The sequence below is a fragment of the [Bacillus] selenitireducens MLS10 genome (genome assembly GCF_000093085.1).
Taxonomy (GTDB): domain Bacteria; phylum Bacillota; class Bacilli; order Bacillales; family Salisediminibacteriaceae; genus Salisediminibacterium; species Salisediminibacterium selenitireducens.
On record NC_014219.1, the window covers coordinates 1,092,083 to 1,112,910 of the forward strand.

The following is a 20,828-nucleotide window of genomic DNA, read 5'->3' on the forward strand; positions in this document are numbered from 1 at the left end:
TCTGCTTAATTTTTGAACGCATTCAGTTACAGGAGTTATTCCGTTGAGGGAATTACGTTATTTTCTGGAGAAGGCCTGTTTTTTTTAGTTTTCACGAAACCGGTTTCGATTACGAATTGTTGGAGGTGGGAATCACAAAGGGAGCGGCTCATATGTGGATATTAATTACGAAAACAAAGGGAGTGAACGATTTTGAAGAAAAGCAAAACGGCAAAATCTTTACTGGCAGCATTGTTGGTTTTCCCGTCATTTACTTCGGTTTTAGCAGGAAGTGCAACAGCTGAAGAACATTCGGGCGAGCATCTCTACTTTATAGGCGGTGACTATAATAAAGAACTCTCCAAAGAATCGAAAGGAGAGGAAGCGGCAGAAATTCTACCGGAATCTCAGGATGTTGTAGCGTTTGAATTGCAAGATGTAACGGGCAGTTATGAAGGTGGTGCGACAGAGGCGACTCTGATCATGAACGGCCTCGTTCCAGGTATTGGAACTAATGCCACTGTCCACTATGACTTTAATGGAGATGGTAACTGGGATCGCAGCGCGGGGACGGATCTGATCGCAACGAATGCCGTTGTTGAACCTGGATCATATGAGCATTTCGACAGAACTTTCGATGAGAATATTAGTGGTTCAGACTATCAGGACTTTGAGAATGGCATAATTCGGGTTGAAATGGCACTTCAATTTGGTGATGGGGATGTTGAACTAAAAGTAAATGGCGATGACGCATCTGTTATTTCTGTCCCTTTTGATTTTGAAGATTCTCATAACGGTAATGCAGGTGAATCGGATGAACGCTGGACGATGACATGGAACGATGAATTTGATGGCGATGAAATTGATGAAGACAAGTGGCGCATCGACATCGGTAACGGATTCTATGATGGTGATGAGTGGGTTCCAGGCTGGGGGAACAACGAAAAACAGTCTTACCAGAGAGACAACGTGTTCCTTGAAGACGGCAAGCTTATCCTTGAAGCGAGAGAAGAACATATTGTAGATGATTTCGGTGAAGGCGGCGAATTTGATTACACATCCGGAAAAGTACTGACGGATGAATCATTCAGCCAGGCTTACGGCCGTTTCGAAGCAAGCATGAAGCTACCTGAAGGACAAGGCTATTGGCCTGCGTTCTGGATGATGCCACAAGACGATGTGTATGGCGGATGGGCAGCTTCAGGTGAAATTGATATCATGGAAAACCGCGGGTCTGAGACAAACAAAGTCGGTGCAGCGATCCATTACGGTGATAACTATCCTCGCAATACTTACTCTGAAGAAAGCTACACCTTCCCTGAAGGTCAGAGCACAACAGAGTTCAATGAGTATGCCATCGAGTGGGAACCAGGCGAAATCCGCTGGTACGTCAATGATGAACTCTATTCAACAAAGACAGAGTGGCATACCGTCTACGGTGAGTACCCGGCACCGTTCGATCAGGAATTCCATATGATTTTGAACTTGGCCATTGGTGGCTGGTACGGTGGCGATCCTGACGAAACAACAGAATTCCCAGGCAGAGTGGAAGTGGAATATGTCCGTGCATACCAGGACATGGATGCAGAATATCCGCCGCCAGGTGAATACATTGAGCCTGAGGAAGATGACACACCGCCACTGGACGGTTCAGACTGGCCTGAAATCGGGGATAACCTGATCGAAGATGGCACGTTTGAAACAACAACGGAATTCGGTGACGAGAACGATTCCATTGTATGGAACGTCTTTAACATGGGTGATCATGATCCGAATGCCGGTCTTGCAGACTTCTCTATTGTGAACGAAGAGCTGCGTGCAGAGATCCAGCAGGTTGGCTGGGCTTGGTGGCATATGCAGTTTATGCAGGACGTTTCGGTAACGGAAGGATTCTATAAAATTGAGTTTGACATGCGTTCTGAGGAAGATCGTACGATGTACGTGGAACTTGCAGGGTCGGATTCCGGAATTCAAGGAGTCTCTGTCGGTGAGAATATGGAAACGCATGAAGCGTATATTTACGTCGAAGAAGACGGGGATTACAACCTCATGTTCGGTTTTGGACGTGATGAAGGTGATCCAGAACTGCCGGCACCATACACGATGCACATGGACAATGTGCGCCTTGTAGAAGTTGATGGTGAACTTCCGGATGCTCCTGAAGAAGATGATGAAGACCTTCCAGGTGAGGACGTCGATTGGGTTGAAGCCGGAGAAAATCTCGTTGTTGACGGAACGTTCGAAGAAACAACAGAGTTCGGTGACGAGAACAACCGCATGATTTGGGACGTCTTTAACATGGGGAACTACGAACAGTATGCCGGTTTGGCTGATTTCTCCATCGTTGATGAGCAGCTTGTTGCAGAGATTCAGCAAGTTGGCTGGGAGTGGTGGCACATCCAGTTTATGCAGCAACTGATGGTTGACGAAGGTCATTATAAGATCGAGTTTGATATGAGTTCAGAGCGAGAACGACCGGTATATGTCGAGATTGCAGGTTCGGAATCGGGTATTAACACGTTTGACGTTGGTCCGGAAATGGACACGTATGAGGCAATCGTTCATGTTGAGGAATCAGGCGAATTTGATCTCTTGTTCGGCCTCGGCAGAGATGAAGATGACCCTGAATTGGATGTTCCTTATTCGATCACACTTGATAATGTCAGATTGGTACCTGTTAAGGCAGCTGAAGAAGAATTACCGCAATATGACGATGTTCCAGCGGATCACTGGGCTGCGCATTACATTCAGACGCTTTCAGCAGCAAATGTGATCCAAGGTCACAGCGCTAATGAGTTCAGACCTTCGGAGCAGATTACACGCGGACAGTTTATCGCACTCCTCGTGAGGCAAGCGGGACTCGAAGCCAGTGAAGCAGGTGAGACAGTCTTCACAGATCAACACGGCGTGCTTTCTGACGAGATTACTGCAGCAGCTGAGGCGGGTATCGTTCTCGGCAGACCGGATGGCACATTCGGGCAGGATGAGTATATTACGCGTGAAGAGATGGCAATTATGCTTGTCAGAGCATATGAAGAGATGACGGATGAAGCATTGCCTGCAGATATGGAACTTGAGTACAAAGATCTCGACCATATCGGCGCAACAGCATTGCCTTATGTCACAGCAATTACGCAAGCTGGTGTTCTTGAAGGAACAGGCGGCGGACACTTCCTTCCTAAGAATTACACGCTTCGTGATCAAGCTGCAAAAGCAATTTATTACTACCTTGAGATAATGAATTAAAGCATCATCAAGCGGGACAGCCAAATGGCTGTCCCGCTTTTTTATCGTTATTTCGCTGACAGTCCGCCGTCGATCCGGTACTGACTGCCGGTGATGAACTTGGACTCATCGGAGGCGAGGAAGAGCGTGAGGTTGGCGATCTCTTCATTGGTGGCATACCGGTGCATGGGGATGCCTTCCTCCTGGGCCTTCTTCACGGCTTCACCTTGACCGGGCGCAAAGCCTTCCTCGAGGGAACGCATCATTCGGTTGTCCACCGGGGACGGATGAATGGAATTGACCCGTACGTTGTACTCCGCAGCTTCGAGGGCGGCAGTTTTCGTCGCACCGATGACGGCATGTTTACTCGTGACGTAAGGCAGAACCCCTGCAGCACCAATAAAGCCCGCAACGGAAGAATTATTGATGATGCTTCCGCTTTTCTCTTTCATCATGACAGGAAGGACATGCTTCATCCCGAGCCAGACCCCTTTAACGTTGACGTCCATGACGAGGTCGTATTCTTCTTCGGTTTGTTCCGTGAGCGGCTTGACCTTTCCTTCCGTTCCGGCGTTGTTGAAGAAGATATCTATAGTGCCAAATGCCTTGACCGTCTCATCCACATAGTGCTTTACTTCCGCTTCATTCCGAACATCTGCCTTCACCGTGATGACGTCGCCAAATTGACCCAGCTCTTTCTTCACTTCATCGAGTGCTCCTTCGTTGATGTCGACGAGGCTCACTTTTGCCCCATGTTTCAAAAACAGTAACGCGGTTTCTTTACCGATCCCGCCGGTTCCTCCGGTAATAATTGCTACTTTTCCATCCAATCTTTTCGTCATGGAAAGACCCCCTTGTGTATAATGTGGTACATATTGTATATTCCCTGATTCAAGGAAATGAAAACGCTAACAAAGAAAACGCTGTTAATCAAAACTGAATGCGGGTAAAGGGAGACTGTGGATATTTTTTGAAGACGGAGGGAAACGGTATGATTTTTTCTGAAGAACAATTTGTCGGGAAACATCTCTTGATTACCGGTGCGACTGGAGGAATCGGGATGACGACAGCTCTCAAAGCGGCCGAGCTCGGGATGCACGTAAGCCTGACCGGCAGAAACCAGGACAAGTTGCAAGAAGTGGCTGATGCATGCAGACGAGCGGGGGATTCCGCACGGGTGACGGCCATTGCGGCCGATTTGACGAAGGAAGAAGACAGAACGCGGATCGTTGAAGAAGCGGAGGCAGGCGGAGGCCCGATTGACTATCTCGTGAACAATGCCGGGATCGCGAAGGGGACGGTCCTTGAGCGACTTGAAGAGGCGGATCTTCGGGACGTGATGGAGCTGAACTTCACTTCGACGGTTCTCTTGACCCAAGAGGTATTCCGGCATATGAAGGCCCGTGAAACCGGGGGAGGCATCGTAAATGTCGCCTCTCTATCGGGTCTTCGGGGCGTGCATGGGGCCACGGCGTACTGCGGTTCAAAGTTTGCCCTGATCGGCTTCACGCAGTCCTTCGCGTATGAGGCCATCGAGGATGGGGTACGGGTGAATGCCGTCTGCCCGGGCTTTGTGGAAACGGGCATGGCAAAAGACATCATCAAAAGAAAAGCGGAACGTGAAGGCATTTCCTTTGAGAACAAGTACGATCAGATTGTCGACGGACTCCCGGCGAAACGGATCACCCGGCCTGAAGAAGTGGTGAACAGCATTCTCTATCTTTTAAGCCCGGCCGCGGTGAACATCATCGGGGAATCGCTGAAGATCTCCGCCGGGGCGGTGATGCACGGCTGATTGGTAAACAGACGGGAACCGCTCACTTGCCGGACAGGCAGACGGTGAGCGGTTTTTTCTGTTTACTGATCAAAACGGATTCCACCTGCACGCCCTTATGAACGGTCTCTCTGTGGTATGATGAAGAGTGATCATTCTTCAGAGAAGCGGGTGAACCAGCCATGATAACGATAGAACAGATCGAAGAGAGATACAGCGCCGTCATCGTTCGGCGTGGTGAAGCATATGTGAAGGAAAACAGGGTGGAAACAGTCAATTGGAACGAGCATAAGCAGGAGCTGTATGCGAAAGTAAAGGGAACGGAGAATTACCACCTGAAGGTGTTTGTGAAAGACGGGAAGATCATCGATGAAAACTGCACATGCCAGGCTTATTATACCTATCTCGAATGCAAACATATTACCGCTGCACTGATTGCGTTCAGCAATTCTTTCAAAACGGGCGGGACAGCGGAGGATCATATTTCAAAACTCTACCGAAGCATGTTCAAAGAAGACATGTGGGCAGACAGCGGGAAACCGAGACGCCCGGTTCAGGCTGTACCAAAGATGAATACCGACGCAGGACAGATGCTCATTCAGCATGTGTCGGGCATAATGCAGGAGCCGTTACAGTTGCCGGTCTCGGCACATGTACAGGAGCCGGAGCCACTGACCCTCGAGTCCCTGATCTTTCTGATCCCGGAAGCGAGTACCCAGCTCACTTCCATTGCCATGGAACTGAAGGCCGGAACGGACCGACTTTATAAAGTGAAAGATATCAGGGAGTTTCTCAGTGCGTTCAAGCACGGGCGTGAGTATTTTTTTACGAAGAATTTCAGCTATCAGCCGGAGCGTCATCTTGTCTCAGACAGGCACAGCGATCTCTTGACGCGTCTCTGGGAGATCGCCGAGAATGAATCGTATTTTGATACGTCGACCCGTTATTACATCCGCAAAAAGCAGCTGAACATCCCGCCCGCCTATGTGAGCGAGGTGCTTCAGATGGTTGAAGCGGATGGGGCGATGACCTACGACGAAACCGGCTCTTCTCTTTATGAACTCGAAAAGGCCGGGGGACAGCTCCCGCTTTCCTTCAGCGTTGTCCGTGAAGACGGGGTGCTGAGGCTGAACGCGTCTTCTGTCCTGGATGTGTCCCTGATCTCGGACTGCCGTCACCTCTATCATCAGGGGGATCTGTATGAATTGACAGAGCGTCAGTTTTCGATTCTGCAGACGATCCGTCTTCAGCTGAAACGTTCGCGGCTTCAATGGGAGGGGGTCGTTCATTTTGACCGATCCCATGAAGAGGATTTCTTCACCCATCTTCTTCCGAAACTCGAGCTCTTAGGCCCCGTCACTCTCTCAGATGACGCCCTGATTCACGTCAATTACCAGCCGATGAGAGGGGAGGTATACCTCGATCTGACGAACGATTACCGGCTCACGGCGGATGTGGCGTATCACTACGGGGATACGGTCATCCGGCCGTTTGAGCGCACTGGTCCGGCTCAGGATGCCGCGAAGCGCCTCGTTCGGGATACGGAACATGAACAGCGGATCATGACCGTCATCGAACAGGCGGACTTTCGGGTACACGGCAGTGAGCTGTACCTTGAAGAAGAAGAAGCGCAGTATCTGTTTTTGTTCGAGCTCCTGCCTTACCTCGCGAAAGAGGCGGATATCTTTTACTCCTCTTCGTTAAAAAATATTCTCGACACCGATCCGCCGTCGCCGGTCGTGGAACTGAACTACGTCGAGAGCGGCAACTACCTTGAAGCGGGCTTTGAACTCCCGGGTGTTTCGAAAGAGGAACTCGCGAACATCATCGGCGCCATCGTGGAGAAGAAGCGCTTTTACCGGCTCGATACCGGGGAGCTGATGGCACTGAAGCACGATCAGTTTGCCCAGGTTGAGTCGCTTGTGACAGGGATGCAGCTGAATCCGGATGAACTCGTCGACGGCAAGCTCCGTCTCCCTGGGTACCGAAGTCTCGAGGCGGAGGAACTTCTCCGTACGGAAGGGAAGGCCCGCTATTCGAGAGCCTTCCGGGATCTCCTCGAGGCGATCCGTCATCCGTCGACAGGGGTGACACCGCTCCCTGAAGGGCTGAATGCCGATTTGCGGGATTACCAGGTCACGGGTTTTCAGTGGCTCACGTCCCTCGCTCATTACGGCTTCGGCGGGGTCCTTGCCGATGATATGGGGCTCGGGAAGACTCTCCAGGCGATTGCGTATCTCCTTTATGAAAAAGAGGAGGCGGTGAAGCAGGGGATACCGTTTCATCAGGCCCTCGTCATCGCCCCGGCGTCGCTGACGTACAACTGGAAAAATGAGCTTGAAAAATTTGCGCCGTCTCTCTCCGTCCTCGTCATGGACGGCGTGAAAGACGACCGGATTGACGCGTTCAATGAGGCTGAGGACAAAGACGTTGTCATCACCTCGTATCCGAAGGTGCGTCAGGACAGCATGGCCCTCATGCAACGGCAGTTTGGCACGTTGATTCTTGACGAGTCCCAGGCGATTAAGAATCCGTTAACGAAGGTGGCCAAGGCCGTCAAGCTGTTGCCGGCGGCGCGGCGGTTCGCCCTCAGCGGCACACCGGTGGAGAATCGCCTTGAAGAGCTGTGGGCGGTGTTTGACGCGGTCATGCCCGGGCTCTTCCCGGGCAAAAAAGCGTTCAATCAGCTGAGTGAGGGGACCGTCTCCCGGATGAGCCGGCCGTTTATTCTGAGGCGCCTGAAGCAGGACGTGCTGACAGAATTGCCGGATAAGATTGAAAGCGTACAGTACTCCGATCTCACGGACGATCAGAAGGCGCTCTATCTCGCTTACCTCGAACGGATTCAGGGGGAAGCCGCCCGGGCGATTGCTTCGGACGGCTTTCAGGAGAGCCGGATGAAGATCCTTGCCGGTCTGACAAGACTCCGGCAGCTGTGCTGTCACCCGTCCCTCTTCATTGAGGATTACAAGGGCGAATCCGGGAAGCTCAACGACTTGAAGGAGCTTGTGGCAAATGCCGTCGAAAACGGTCGGCGACTCCTCATCTTCTCCCAGTTCTCGTCGATGCTCACGATGATGAAGGACGTCCTTGAAGAAGAGGGGTACTCGCTCTTTTATCTCGACGGTCAGACGCCCGGGAAGGACCGGGTCGACATGGCCGAGCGGTTTAACCAGGGAGAAAAAGAGCTGTTTCTCATTTCATTAAAGGCAGGGGGAACGGGGCTGAACCTCCCTGGGGCGGATCTCGTCGTCCTCTACGACCTCTGGTGGAACCCGGCCGTGGAAGAACAGGCTGCGGGGCGTGCCCACCGGATGGGACAGAAGAAAGTCGTGCAGGTGATCCGCATGGTCTCGGAAGGGACCATCGAGGAGAAGATCCATGCCCTCCAACAGCGTAAGCGCGAACTCATTGATACGGTGATTCAGCCTGGGGAGACGTCGATTTCGAGTCTGTCTGAGGACGATATCCGTGAGCTGTTAACAATTTGACGGAAAGAAGCTGATGGTGATGCTGAACCGACTGGCCTTTGTTGTCATTCCCCTCCTATTAACGCTGTACCTTGCCCATACGGTTTGGGGGAGTGCCGCCGTCGAAGGGGTGATGATCATACTCACGGTCCTGCTTTACGGCATTGCGCTGAAGGACGCGGGGCGGACGGAAGCGATTCTGAACGGGCTCTTTCTCGTCGGGGCCCTCGTGCTGATCCGTCTTTCCGGAGCGGGGTTTACCGAAGCGGTGACGGGCATGACGACGATGGTGAATCTGATTCTGTTCATCCTGTTCGTCCCGCTCATCTCGTCACCGATCAAGGCGTACTTGCCGGATGTGCAGGATGTGCTTCATCATCTGAAGCAGAAGGTGTCGCCCCTTACGCTATCTGAGGGTTTCACCTTTGTGATGAGCCTGTTGATTAACCTTTCGAGCGTGCCGCTCAATACGCGGATTTTTAAAGGCGACCTCCCGGAAGAGGCGTATCCGCGCCTGATCGCCCTTCAGAACCGGGCCTTTGGCCTTGCGATCCTCGTCACCCCTGTCGGGGCGGCGATTACGTTGACGGTGAGCTATACCGGTGTGAGTTATCTTGGACTCGTACCCGTGCAGCTCGCAGTCGCAGGCGCTGCTCTTGTGCTGTCGCGCATGATGGTGAACCGTTCTGTGAGCGTTCCGGCAGATGCGCGGGAGGAAGAGGAACGGGCCGTGAACCGTGCAAGGCTCGTGAAGATGTTCCTGCCCTTTCTTCTCTTTCTCGCCGTACTTGTGACGTTTGAGCTACGCTCGGACTTCGGGATGATGGACATCATTCTGATGGTGGTTGTCCCCTACTCCCTGATTTGGGGCGTACTGACGGGGCAGTTCGGACAGTGGAAGACGGATGCCGTCAGTCAGGTGAAAGGGGTGACGGGCTTTTTCCGTCAGTTCTCCGTCATCCTGATCGCAGGCTGGTTTATCGCATCTTTGAATCTGTATCTGGACTCGGGGGACGCCCTTCTGTATCTCGCCGCTTTTACGGCAGGGGTGCCGGTGTTTGTCATCCTCGTATTGATCATGGCGGTCATGGTCGGGGCGTCACTCATCGGGATTCATCAGTTTGTCATCCTCGTGTTGTTTCTCGAGCTCTTTACGAGCGTCGAGCCGTTCATGCCGATGCCGCTGCTCGGGAGCTTCCTCATGATCGGGATGGTTGCGGGCATGCTTCTCAGCCCATACAGCGGGCTGAATCTGATGGTGCAAGGGTCGTTTCCGGGGTATACATCAGCAAGCGTTGCCCGTCTGCAGTGGCGGTTTATGGCCGTTTTTCTCACGGGACTCGTGATGGTGTACAGTCTGATCGCGATGATGTGACACGCTACAAAACAAACATGAAAAGAGGTGAAGGACTGTGGATGGCATCGCTCTGGTTACAGGTTCAAAGGAAACGAAGGAAACCCTCGCCGATCAGCTCGAGGAGCTCGTCGGAGATTTTGTCCCGATCGACAGCTATGCCGTGGAAGAAGACGCAGTGCCACTGTTGACGGACAAGCTCGTAGTGTTCTCCTCCACGATCGTGAAAGAAGAGACCCGATCAAGCATGGGAGAAGGATGTACACATCTCGTGGCTTCACGGGTGGTGAACTTCCACGCCCTCGATGCCCTCTTTGACCTGCCGGACGGAACGGAGATCCTCTATGTCAATGATCTGAAAGAGACGGTGCACGAAGCCATCGCGTCTCTTCGGGAGATTGGGGTGGACCATCTGCACTTTTACCCGTACTATCCGGGGAAGCGCTCCGTAAAGCAGATCCCCCTTGCGGTGACACCGGGGGAAGTGGAGAAGGTGCCGGACTTCGTAACACGCACCATCAACATCAAACCCCGCCTGATTGACATGGCAACGATGATCGATCTGTTGAACCGGCTCGATCTCCTTGAAGAGAAGCACAGGGATGTGTCGGTTCGTTATCTGCAGCGGATGATCCAGCTGAACCGCAGGGTCGCACAGATGTCCCAGCACTCCAAGAAAGTGGCGGATCACCTGCAGGAAGTGGTGAACGGGGTCCATGACGGGATTCTCGCCATCAATGAACAGGGCATCGTGACCGTCTTCAACGGCATCCTCGAACGGATTTTGCAACTGGACGGCAAGCGGGCCGTCGGGCGGAATGTCCGCGACATCATTACCGATGAGGGGCTCTATCAGTTCATTGCCGAGGACCGGATTGAAGAAGGGAGCCGTTTTTTTACACTCAATGAGACGGATGTAATGGTGCACGCCATGCATCTCGATGTGAACAAAACGACGGTCATCACGTTTAAGAACGTCGGAGAGACCCTTGAGATTGAGAAAAAACGCCGCAGGGATCTGAAGAAAAAGGGCCATTACGCCAAATTTTCTTTCCGGGATATCGTCGGCAATCACCCTGAGCTTGTGGAGACGAAGCGGATCGCGAATAAGCTCGCCCAGTCTGAATTGACGATTCTCATCGAAGGAGAGAGCGGGACCGGAAAGGAGCTGTTCGCAAGCTCCATTCATAACGCCTCTCCACGAAAAGAAGGGCCCTTCCTTGCGGTGAACTTCAGTGCATTACCGGAAGATCTGGTGGAAAGCGAGCTCTTCGGCTATGAAGACGGGGCCTTTACCGGTGCGAAAAAGGGCGGGAAGAAAGGGCTCTTTGAACAGGCGGACGGCGGCACTCTCTTTCTTGACGAAATCGGTGACATCAGTATGAAAGTGCAGGCGAGGCTGTTGCGGGTCCTGCAGGAAAAGGAGCTTCTCCGGGTCGGGGGCTCGGAGATCCTGCCTGTCGATGTGCGGGTTATTGCTGCGACGAACAAGGATCTGTTAAAGCTCATTGATGAGAAGGCCTTTCGCGACGATCTCTACCACCGCCTGAAGGTGCTGTTTTTGCATTTGCCGGCACTGAGGAGACGAAAGTCCGATGTGAAAGAGCTGATTCACTACTTCACCCATCAGGCTGGGAGGGGGGATACAGTCATCCCCGAGGACGTCATACAGAGACTGACGGACTACGACTGGTACGGCAACATTCGTGAGCTGAAGAACACCATCGACTATATGCTCACCGTATCTGACGGGAATACCCTGACCCTGCAGGACATTCCGAACGAATCTTTCTTTTCACGGCCGAAGACGTCCGGCATGCAGGTGACAACCGGTTCAACGGGAAGGCCGAACGTCAGGTCAGGTCCGATCGGAGACAGTCTCCTGGAAGAGGAGCGCCTCGTTTTGATTCTCTCTTTAATTCAGGAGCTGCAGGAGGAAGGAATGCCGGCCGGAGCCGGAGCCGTGAGGGACAGGCTGAAGGTTTATGATCAGCATGACCTCTCCCCGCACCTCGTCCGAAAGCAGATGAAGCTCCTCGAGGCGCACGGTCTCGTGCAAAATTTCCGGGGACGCACGGGCGCAAAGATCACCCGTGAAGGGGAAGCGTATCTCGAACGGGCTGATTAACACGCCGGGGTGCCTGTTTTCAGTGACGATCACAAAACACGTATCAAAAAAAGACCGTTCCCTGTTTTTGAGGGAGCGGTCTTTGTTGTAGTCTAGACTTCTTCGAAGGTGCCGGACAGGCGCCGGATACCGTCTTTTTTGAGCCATTTTCCTTTGGCCATCACCCCGTTCAGGGTGAGGGTTTTTGGATCCATGAGAAGTACGTCGGCATCGAGTCCTTCTTTCAATCGTCCTTTTTGCATCAGTTTCAGGACCCGGGCGGGATTTTCCGTTGCGGGTTTTAATGCGTCCGTGACAGACAGCCCTTCACTTTGAACGGCATCCCGGACCTCGTCAAGGAGGCTTTGAATCTGTCCGACGCCAAGCCCGATGAAGTTGCGCTCGTTATCGAAGCGGGGGAGGCTTCCCTGAGCGTCGGAGGTAAAGGTGATCTGACTAATGGGTACGTCTGCGTCGAGGGCGCGCTTTAAACAGCGGCTGCTTCTCAGTTCGGGCTGATCCGAATCGATGCTGCTCGTCGTAAAATCGATGACACCGCCTTCTTTCGCGTACCGGAATCCTTCATTCAGAAGCGCCTCGGTGCGGTTAATATGTGTGGGCCAAAACTGGGATCTCGGGATATCCGTTTCCCCTATTGCCTCTTCGATGAGGCTCAGCATCCCTTTGCCGTCACCGATATGGACGTTGACAACGCCGCCTTTCCCAGAGAGGATGCCGCCGATGCGGGACTCACTTGCGAGACGGGCGAGCTCCTGGGCTGTGGGTTGTGAGGAGCGGTGGTCGGCGATGGCGATTTCGCCGGTACCGATGATCTCCTGAATGAGCATGATGTCATCCTGGATACTGCCGGTGAGCGTTCGGACAGGGACGTGATAGTTGCCGCTCTGGCAGTAACAGCTGATCCCTTCTTCGGTGAGCCCCTTCGCTTTGGCGACGAGGCTTGTCATTGTCCTGGTCGTGCCGTCGGTGCCGATGACGCCGACAACGGTCGTGACACCGGCGTCGATGCAGGCAGAGAGCATGAGTTCAGGGGTGCGGGTGTGGAAACTCCCTTCCCCGCCCCCGCCGGTAATATGCACATGGCCATCGATGAGGCCCGGTGTGAGCCATTGCCCCGTTGCATCGACGACTTCGAGAAGCTCCTGATCAGCGTCGATATGGAGGTTCTCTCCAATCTTGACGATCTCGCCCCCTGCGATGAGGATGTCTTTTTTGCCGAGGTGTTCGGGTGCAAACACCTCTCCGTTCTTCAGTAAAATCATGACGGTTCACCTCCGGATTGATCATCGTACAAGTGACAGGCGACCTGATGATCGTCGTCGATGGTTAAGAGCGATGGCCGTTCTTCGTAACAGCGGTCGAAGACTTTCGGGCAGCGTCCTGCGAAGGCGCAGCCTTTCGGCGGATTCACCGGTGACGGGACGTCGCCTTTTAAAATGATCCGTTCCCGCTTATGCCGTGGATTCGATACGGGAATCGCCGACAGCAGCGTCTGGGTATACGGATGAAGCGGGTTGGAGAAGATCTTCTCGGTATTGCCGATCTCCGCCATGCGACCAAGGTACATGACCGCGAGGCGGTTCGTCAGGTGACGGACAACGCTCAGATCGTGAGAGATAAAGAGATACGTCAGCTGGAATTCCTCCTGCAGGTCCTTTAAGAGATTGAGGATCTGCGCCTGAATGGAAACGTCGAGAGCGGCGACGGGTTCGTCGGCAATGATCAGTTTCGGATTCAGGATCAGCGCCCGGGCAATCCCGATTCGCTGGCGCTGTCCGCCAGAAAATTCGTGGGCGTAGCGGTAGGCGTAGTTGCGGTTCAGGCCGACGACGTCGAGCATAGCATTGATCTTTTCAAGTCGCTCCTGGCGGTTCTTGACGCCATGAGCCTTCAGCGGCTCGGCGAGAATATCTTCCACGGTCAGGCGCGGGTTCAAAGAAGAATAAGGGTCCTGAAAGACCATTTGCATGTCCCGACGTTTTTTGCGGAGGTCGTTACGGCTTAAGCCCGCGAGATTCTCGCCTTGAAAGAGGACGTCTCCTTCCGTTGGCGGAATAAGCTGGCTGATGCCCCGGCCGGTCGTGCTTTTGCCGCAGCCGGACTCGCCGACAAGGCCGAGGGTTTCCCCTTCCTGGATCTGAAAGGAGATGCCGTCGACGGCCTTGACCTGCGTGATTTCTTTTTTGAACAGGCCCCGTTTCTTCTCAAAGTAAATCTTCAAATCCTTTACGTCAAGAAGCGGTGTTTCTTCAGGACTGGCCATGGTGCATCGCCTCCTGTTCTTCTGAATGGAGCCAGCAGCGGCACTGGTGGGTGTCACTGACGGCGATAAGGGGCGGATTTTCCTCCGCACAGCGCTCGAACGCTTCCGGACAGCGGTCGCGGAACCGGCATCCCTGGGTGATGCTCCCTGGCTGAGGCACCTGACCCGGTATCGCTTCAAGGCGGTCGATTTTCTCTTCGACGTTCGGGATGGAGCCGAGGAGGCCGAGGGTATACGGATGCTTCGGATCGTTAAAGAGGGTATCCACATCCGTCGTCTCGACGACCTGGCCTGCGTACATGACGACGACCCGGTCACACATCTCAGCGACGACGCCGAGGTCGTGGGTGATGAACATGATCGACGTGTCGGTGCGTTCCTTCAGGTCCTGCATCAGATCAAGGATCTGGGCCTGAATCGTCACGTCCAGGGCCGTCGTCGGTTCATCGGCAATGAGGAGCTTCGGCTGGCAGGCGAGACCAATGGCGATCATCACCCGCTGTCGCATGCCGCCGGAGAGCTCGTAGGGAAAGCTCGTATAGATCTTCTCGGCTCTCGGTATTCCGACCATTTTCAGCATCTCAATGGAGCGTTTTCGTGCTTGCACGGTGGAGATGTTGTTGTGCAGGAGGAGGACTTCATCGATCTGCCGGCCGATGGAAAAGACCGGGTTCAGTGACGTCATCGGTTCCTGAAAGATCATGGAGATGATGTTGCCGCGGATCTGACGCATTTTCTTTTCCGGGAGACCGAGGAGATTCTCTCCTTCAAAGAGGATCGCGCCACCGGCGATTTTCCCGGGCGGTGAGGGGATGAGGCGCATGATCGAAAGTGATGTGACACTCTTGCCGCAGCCCGATTCCCCGACGATACCGAGGGTCTCTCCTTTATTGATATGAAAGGACACCCCATCGACGACGGCGGTCTCTTTGCCGTCGCTTGAGAAGGTGACTTCGAGGTTCTGTACGTTAAGCAGTGGCTCACTCATGGGGTTCACTCCTTCAGCTTCGGATCGAGGGCATCCCGGAGCCCGTCACCGAAAATATTAAAACTCAGTACGGTAATCACGATGGCCAGTCCCGGGAAGAACGTGGCGTGAAAAATCGTACTCGAATTGTCTTTCGCAGCACTCAGCATCGAGCCCCATTCCGGTGCGGTGATGTCTCCGCCAAGGCCGAGGAAACTGAGGGCCGCGCCGATGAGGATGGCGACCCCGATCCGCATCGTCAGGTAGACCATGACGACGGAAAGGGTCCCGGGGAAAATATGCCGGAAGATGATGACGCTGTTTCGTACGCCGATAGAGCGGGCCGCCTCCACGTAGGTGGATTCTTTTAACGACAGGGTCGATCCGCGGACGATGCGGACGAAAACCGGTATCGTGAAGACGGCAACGGCAATGATGATATTCGTGATGCCCGCCCCTAAAAAGGCGATGACGGCAATGGCAAGGAGAATCCCCGGGAATGCGAGGAGAATATCCGTCATCCTGGTAATCAGGCTGTCGAGCCAGCCGCCGTAGTAGCCGGCAAGAAGACCGAGGATGGTCCCGACGACGGTTCCGATGGCGACGGAGACAAAACCGATCAAAAGCGTCTCCTGCGTACCGTGAATGACGCGGCTGAAGATATCGCGGTTCTGATGGTCGGTGCCGAAGAGATGCATCGCCGACGGTTCCTGGTGCTTGTAGGCATCGACGAGTTCGACGACGGCATTGTCCATCTCAATGGACGTGACAATCGGTTCGGTACCGGTGTTTCCGATATCGAACTGAATGGCTGCACTGATGTCACCGGCAACGAGCTGCACGACGCCTTCCCCTTCTTCGATGAAGGTGACCTGTCCATCTTCATCGACGGTGAGGGTCTCTTCCGTCTGACTCACGAATCGGAACGGCTGATCATCATCGGCATCCACGCTGCCGGTCTGAAAGCCGGAATCGTCTTCCTCTTCTTCCTCGCCGTAGGTTTCGTTTACATAGTCCCTTACGGCGTCGAGTCCTGTGAGCTCGGAGCCGTCAGTGAAGCGGGCAATGACATCGATTGTCGCGGTCTGACCTGGCGATGGATTCTCGGTGTCCGCAGTCAGATGGAGCGAAGAAAGGGCAGGGGTGTCGTCGACGGGGAATTCCCCTTCAACGAGCACTTGGACCGCCGAACGGACAGGGCCACTCTCGACAAACACGAGGGTGCTGCCGTTGGCGTTTGCGGTGACCTGAATACCGGACTGGGTCCGTCTGACAGCGGCTACCCGGCGTTCTTCCGTTTCACCGGTCAGCTCCTGGAGTTCATTCTCCGACTGACTGGTGCCGTCACTGAGTGATGCGGTGAATAAGAGCCGCTCGCTGGTAATATTCTGAATATCGATCCCCATTTCCGGATACTGGGCCGTCACCGGCCGGTGCGGATCGTAAGGGGAGAAGTGGGAACCGAAAAGCCCGACCATCATGATGAACATGACGACGAAAAAGGCAAAAACGGCGAGCCGTTGTTTCAAAAACTTACGCAAAAAGATGCGAAAGGGCGAATTTTTCTTCGTGGGATGAGCCATCCGTCACCCTCCTTTCAACAAGTGTATATCCGTAATCAGTCATAGCGGATTTGGGGGTTCAAAAAGCCGTAGCTGATGTCGACGAGAAGATTGATCATCAGGAACTGAAAGGAAAACAACAGAATCAGCGCCTGAACAACGGGGTAATCCCTTGTGAGGATCCCATCAATCAGGTAGGAGCCTAGTCCGGGCCAGGCGAAGACCTGTTCCACGACGACGGCGCCGCCAATCAAAAAGCCAAACTGCAGCCCGGCCATCGTCACAACCGGAATGAGAGCATTCCTCAAAACGTGGCTCCAGATGACAACCCGTTCCTTCTGCCCTTTCGCCCGGGCAGTCCGGACGAAATCTTCCCGAAGCACTTCAAGGACGCTCGAGCGGGTGAAACGAACAATCGTCGCCGCAACACCGAACCCGAGGGTCAGGGACGGGAGGATAATGTGCAGCCAGGTTCCGCTGCCGCTTGTCGGGAACCAGCCTAGGGAGACAGCGAAGACTTGCATCATCATCAGCCCGAACCAGAACTCAGGGATACTGAGAGCGGTGATGGTGGAGACCATCCCGATCCGGTCGAGGAGCGAGTTCCTCTTGGTGGCGGAAATGATGCCGACCGTGACGCCGATAAGAATGGCCCAGAACATGCTTAACATGGTAAGGGCGAACGTGTAGCCGAAGCGGCGGATCACTTCTTCAGAGACATCGGAGCGTGTCCGGTAGGACTGGCCGAAGTCCTGTTCAATGACGATGTCATACATATACCTGCCGTACTGCACGTACAGCGGATCATTAAACCCTTCACGTTCACGCATCAGTTCATACGTCTCCTGATCAATTTCAGCGCCGTACATGATCCGGATCGGATCACCGGGTGTGAGATGCACAAACAAAAAGGCAATGATGGTCACGACGAGCAGAATGGGAATCATCCCGAGCACGCGCCGAAGGACAAATTGAAGCACGGGGACCGCCTCCTTTCAAGAGAATCATAAATCGTATGTAAGGGGGACCCTGCCTCTAGGCAGGGTCAAAAAAGAGATGTTGCCGTCCGGGATTAACGGAATTCGGCAAGGTTCATCTGAACGGCACCTGAAGGCAGGATGTAAATGCCGTGCAGGTCTTCGGATTTCGCAATGATCGCATCCGGGATATGCAAGAAGACCCATGGGGCATCCTGATAGATCTTTTCCTGAATATCGGCATAAATCGACAGGGCTTCCTCTTCATCCGGTGTGCTGATCGCTTCATCAAACATCGCATCAAGCTCTTCGTTGATATAAAAACCGGAGTTATTGAAGTTCGGCGGTACACGGTCAGAGGCGAAGTTTGGACGGAGTCCGTAGTCTGCTTCCCCTGTGCCCGGTGACCAGCGTCCGATCCAGAGATCCGTGCCTTCACCGGCATCGAGCATGTCAAAGAGTGTACCCGCTTCGAACGGCTCGACATTGACGCTGATGCCGATCTCCTCAAGCTGAATGGCCACATATTCGGCGACGGTAATAAATTCAGTGTTGTTTCGTGTCCACAGTGTCGCTTCAAAGCCGCCGGCCTGATCAGAGCCTTCGAGAAGTTCTTCCGCCAGGGCGACGTCGTACTCATAAATCGGCTGTTCGGCATAGCCGTAAACATTCGGTGCAATGGCGGAGTCGGCGACGATGCCGTAGCCGTCAAGGACCTGTGCGATGAGACCGTCTTTATCCACGGCGTGGTTCATCGCCTGGCGGACGGCGAGGTCCTGGTACTTCTCCTGCTCGAAGTTCATGCCGATATAGAAGAGATCCGTCGTTGGACCGGTGTACAGGTCGATGCCTTCTTCCTGTTCAAGCTCCTGGGCGTTCAATGTCGGGATCGGGAAGATGAGGTCCACTTCTCCGGTACGAAGCATGTTCACCCGGGTGGCTGCTTCCTGAACCGGTCGGAATGTGATCTGTTCGACGTTCGCGAGTTCGTCCTGATTCCAGTAGTCAGGGTTCCGTTCCACGATGACGTGCTCACCGTCGCGCCACTCGACGAAGGTGAACGGACCGGTTCCGACGGCACCCTCACGGTCGAGGTTGTAGTCCGGGTCATCTAGCTTCATTTCAATCTGTTCGACGGATTTCATCGAAGCGGACGAGTGGGCCATATAGGAGGCCATGGCCGAGTTCGGTTCTTCAGAAACGATCGTGACCGTTAAGTCGTCTTCAACAACGACGTCGTCAATAAACGAGAAGAACGAGCTTCTAGCGAGACCGTTCTCTTCATCGCGGACGAAATCGAGGTTTTCTTTAACCGCTTCTGCGTCAAAAGCGGTGCCGTCATGGAAGGTCACGTCTTCACGGAGGAAGAAGGTGATCTCAGTGGCGTCGTCGCTGTAATCGTAGTCTTCGGCGAGGACGTTGACGATGTTCATGTTCTCGTCGAAACGGAGAAGTCCTTCAAACATCGTTGACTGGACTGTGGCGGAGTTCCCGTCTGTTGTGTTCTGCGGGTCCATGGACGTCGGTTCCGCTTCGATACCGACTGTCAGCTCATCCTGAGTGTCTCCGTCCGATTCTGCGTTTTCGTTGTTTTCGTCGTTGTCAGGTTCTGCTTCGTTTACCGGATCGTGATTCAGATCGTCTGCTGTTTCTTCATTGCCATCGTTGTTCCCGCCGCAGGCGGCGAGAGTGACGGCAAGTCCGCCGATTGTCAGTGATGTCAGCCATTGTGATGCTTTCATGCGCTTCACTCCTTCATTTTGATTAAAGTTGGTTAATCCTGCATGGCCGGATCAGATGATCGGATGCGGATGGTAGTTAATAGTTATGCAAGAAACGTGCCAAAATTATAATTTTCAGAAAAAACCAATCTATTCATTGAATCAAGGTGATTTGATCGGCTTTATGCATCAATGTGAATACATTCACTGATTTGACAGGGATTTATCATATTGAAATAAATTAAAACATATTAAAATAAATAAAAATAAATAAGCTTATGATGACTGTTGTCAGATTTTCTTGCATGGATTTGCATATGAACTGATAAATAACCAATCTGCGCATGAAAGAAACCCGCAAGCTGTCGCAATACGGGTTTCGAAAAGACCGTTAATAAGACGGATACACATAAGGCCGGGCCGGTTCGGGGATCTCTGTGATCTCCGTATCTGTCAGGTAAGGCATCTTGATGCCGCTGTGTTCGGTGACGTCAAGGGTGCCTCGGACCGTGAGCCACTGGTCCTGACTGAATCGGTAGGCGTCCGGGTTCTCAAAGAGAAGACCGTGCACCGTGACGTCTGCTGTGCAGCACGTCATCGCAAAGCGTGCACTGATGAGCTGGTCATCATTCAGGCCTGCTTCCCGGTACGAAAAGCCGGTAATCTCGAGAGTGGTCCCTGTAAAATCATCCATAAAATAATCGAGCATGGTCATGATGTCGATATAATTGTCGTCATCCACGAGTATGATCTCTTCACCGATCCATCTGTCACGGAGCTCGAGCTGGTAGTCATCGAACCAGTCTTCTCCGTAGAGGTCTTCGATCTGAAAATGATCCACGTCCGGACCGGCTGGATTGACCTGGCTGTCGATATTCTCGAGATAGCCGTCTGGATCTTCAAGGTACGCTTCGGCCCGGGACAGATCACCGGATGAGGCCTCTTCTGTCTCCGCAGCCCCGGCTTCCCGGCCTGTTCCGGGGTCTGGATCGGGAGTTGTCTGTGAAGAACCTGCGAATTGGATACCGCGGTTTGCGGCAACGGACGAATCAAGGGCCTGATCCGGGAGGGTGAAGCCGAACAGGATCGGGAGGACGAAAATGCTGTAAATCAGCACCTTCACTACGGGTGGTCCCTTGATTTCATGGTCATGATCGCAGCCGCAGCTGTCACTGTGTTCGTGGTCACCGGCGGCGGATTTTGTGCCCCGGAGAACCTGGACAACACCGAGAAGACTGAAGACGGCGAGGGCGAAGTAGATAAACGGCATCATTGTCGGTGCAATATAGTAGACGATGTTTCCCGTCAATATCAGATTCAGCATCAACAGGGCAAATCCGAGGAGAATGATCCCCTGGATAAATGCATGATAGCTGTGATCGTAGCGGTTTTGTTTCACGGTGAATCA

General features: G+C 53.4%; 13 protein-coding genes. 5 read left to right on the plus strand and 8 right to left on the minus strand.

The features are described 5' to 3' along the window. Nucleotides 1-192: 192 nt before the first annotated feature. Nucleotides 193-3,225 carry an S-layer homology domain-containing protein gene (locus BSEL_RS17465; RefSeq protein ID WP_013171900.1) on the plus strand — a complete coding sequence of 1,011 codons (3,033 nt, stop codon included), beginning with the start codon at nucleotides 193-195 and terminating at the stop codon, nucleotides 3,223-3,225. Between the two features lie 47 nt (nucleotides 3,226-3,272). On the opposite strand, the gene BSEL_RS04925 is transcribed toward BSEL_RS17465, so the two are convergent. Next, nucleotides 3,273-4,046 (minus strand): SDR family NAD(P)-dependent oxidoreductase, encoded by a 774-nt coding sequence (locus tag BSEL_RS04925; RefSeq protein WP_013171901.1) that lies wholly within the window; start codon nucleotides 4,044-4,046, stop codon nucleotides 3,273-3,275. 149 nt (nucleotides 4,047-4,195) lie between these two features. Here BSEL_RS04925 and BSEL_RS04930 point away from each other — a divergent pair, with 149 nt between their 5' ends. The 4 genes from BSEL_RS04930 (at nucleotide 4,196) to BSEL_RS04945 (ending at nucleotide 11,930) form a co-directional block, all read left to right on the plus strand. Beyond that, complete coding sequence (locus BSEL_RS04930) at nucleotides 4,196-4,999, plus strand: SDR family NAD(P)-dependent oxidoreductase (RefSeq protein ID WP_013171902.1); 804 nt, start codon at nucleotides 4,196-4,198, stop codon at nucleotides 4,997-4,999. 161 nt (nucleotides 5,000-5,160) lie between these two features. Then, nucleotides 5,161-8,469, plus strand: a complete 3,309-nt coding sequence (locus tag BSEL_RS04935; RefSeq protein ID WP_013171903.1) for a DEAD/DEAH box helicase — start codon at nucleotides 5,161-5,163, stop codon at nucleotides 8,467-8,469. Nucleotides 8,470-8,488: 19 nt separating this feature from the next. Then, nucleotides 8,489-9,823 (plus strand): hypothetical protein, encoded by a 1,335-nt coding sequence (locus BSEL_RS04940; protein WP_041581761.1) that lies wholly within the window; start codon nucleotides 8,489-8,491, stop codon nucleotides 9,821-9,823. A 37-nt stretch (nucleotides 9,824-9,860) separates the two neighbouring features. Continuing rightward, nucleotides 9,861-11,930 (plus strand): sigma-54 interaction domain-containing protein, encoded by a 2,070-nt coding sequence (locus BSEL_RS04945; RefSeq protein ID WP_013171905.1) that lies wholly within the window; start codon nucleotides 9,861-9,863, stop codon nucleotides 11,928-11,930. 92 nt (nucleotides 11,931-12,022) lie between these two features. Here BSEL_RS04945 and iadA read toward each other — a convergent pair whose 3' ends face one another. The 7 genes from iadA to BSEL_RS04980 all read right to left on the minus strand — a co-directional run bounded on the left by iadA (nucleotide 12,023) and on the right by BSEL_RS04980 (nucleotide 20,819). Beyond that, the gene (gene iadA / locus BSEL_RS04950; RefSeq protein WP_013171906.1) at nucleotides 12,023-13,192 is read right to left on the minus strand and encodes a beta-aspartyl-peptidase; all 1,170 of its coding nucleotides are present in this window, start codon (nucleotides 13,190-13,192) and stop codon (nucleotides 12,023-12,025) included. Continuing rightward, complete coding sequence (locus tag BSEL_RS04955) at nucleotides 13,189-14,193, minus strand: ABC transporter ATP-binding protein (protein WP_013171907.1); 1,005 nt, start codon at nucleotides 14,191-14,193, stop codon at nucleotides 13,189-13,191. Before BSEL_RS04955 ends, iadA begins: the two co-directional genes overlap by 4 nt. Next, nucleotides 14,180-15,181 carry an ABC transporter ATP-binding protein gene (locus BSEL_RS04960; RefSeq protein ID WP_013171908.1) on the minus strand — a complete coding sequence of 334 codons (1,002 nt, stop codon included), beginning with the start codon at nucleotides 15,179-15,181 and terminating at the stop codon, nucleotides 14,180-14,182. Before BSEL_RS04960 ends, BSEL_RS04955 begins: the two co-directional genes overlap by 14 nt. Nucleotides 15,182-15,186: 5 nt before the next feature. Then, on the minus strand, nucleotides 15,187-16,743 hold the full coding sequence (locus BSEL_RS04965; RefSeq protein ID WP_013171909.1) for an ABC transporter permease subunit: 1,557 nt from the start codon (nucleotides 16,741-16,743) through the stop codon (nucleotides 15,187-15,189). Nucleotides 16,744-16,778: 35 nt separating this feature from the next. After that, entirely contained in the window at nucleotides 16,779-17,702 is a 924-nt protein-coding gene (nikB, locus tag BSEL_RS04970; protein WP_013171910.1) for a nickel ABC transporter permease, read from the minus strand. A 92-nt stretch (nucleotides 17,703-17,794) separates the two neighbouring features. Beyond that, nucleotides 17,795-19,441, minus strand: coding sequence for a glutathione ABC transporter substrate-binding protein (locus tag BSEL_RS04975; protein ID WP_013171911.1), 1,647 nt, complete (start codon nucleotides 19,439-19,441; stop codon nucleotides 17,795-17,797). A 370-nt stretch (nucleotides 19,442-19,811) separates the two neighbouring features. After that, on the minus strand, nucleotides 19,812-20,819 hold the full coding sequence (locus BSEL_RS04980; protein ID WP_013171912.1) for a TIGR03943 family putative permease subunit: 1,008 nt from the start codon (nucleotides 20,817-20,819) through the stop codon (nucleotides 19,812-19,814). Nucleotides 20,820-20,828 lie beyond the last annotated feature (9 nt).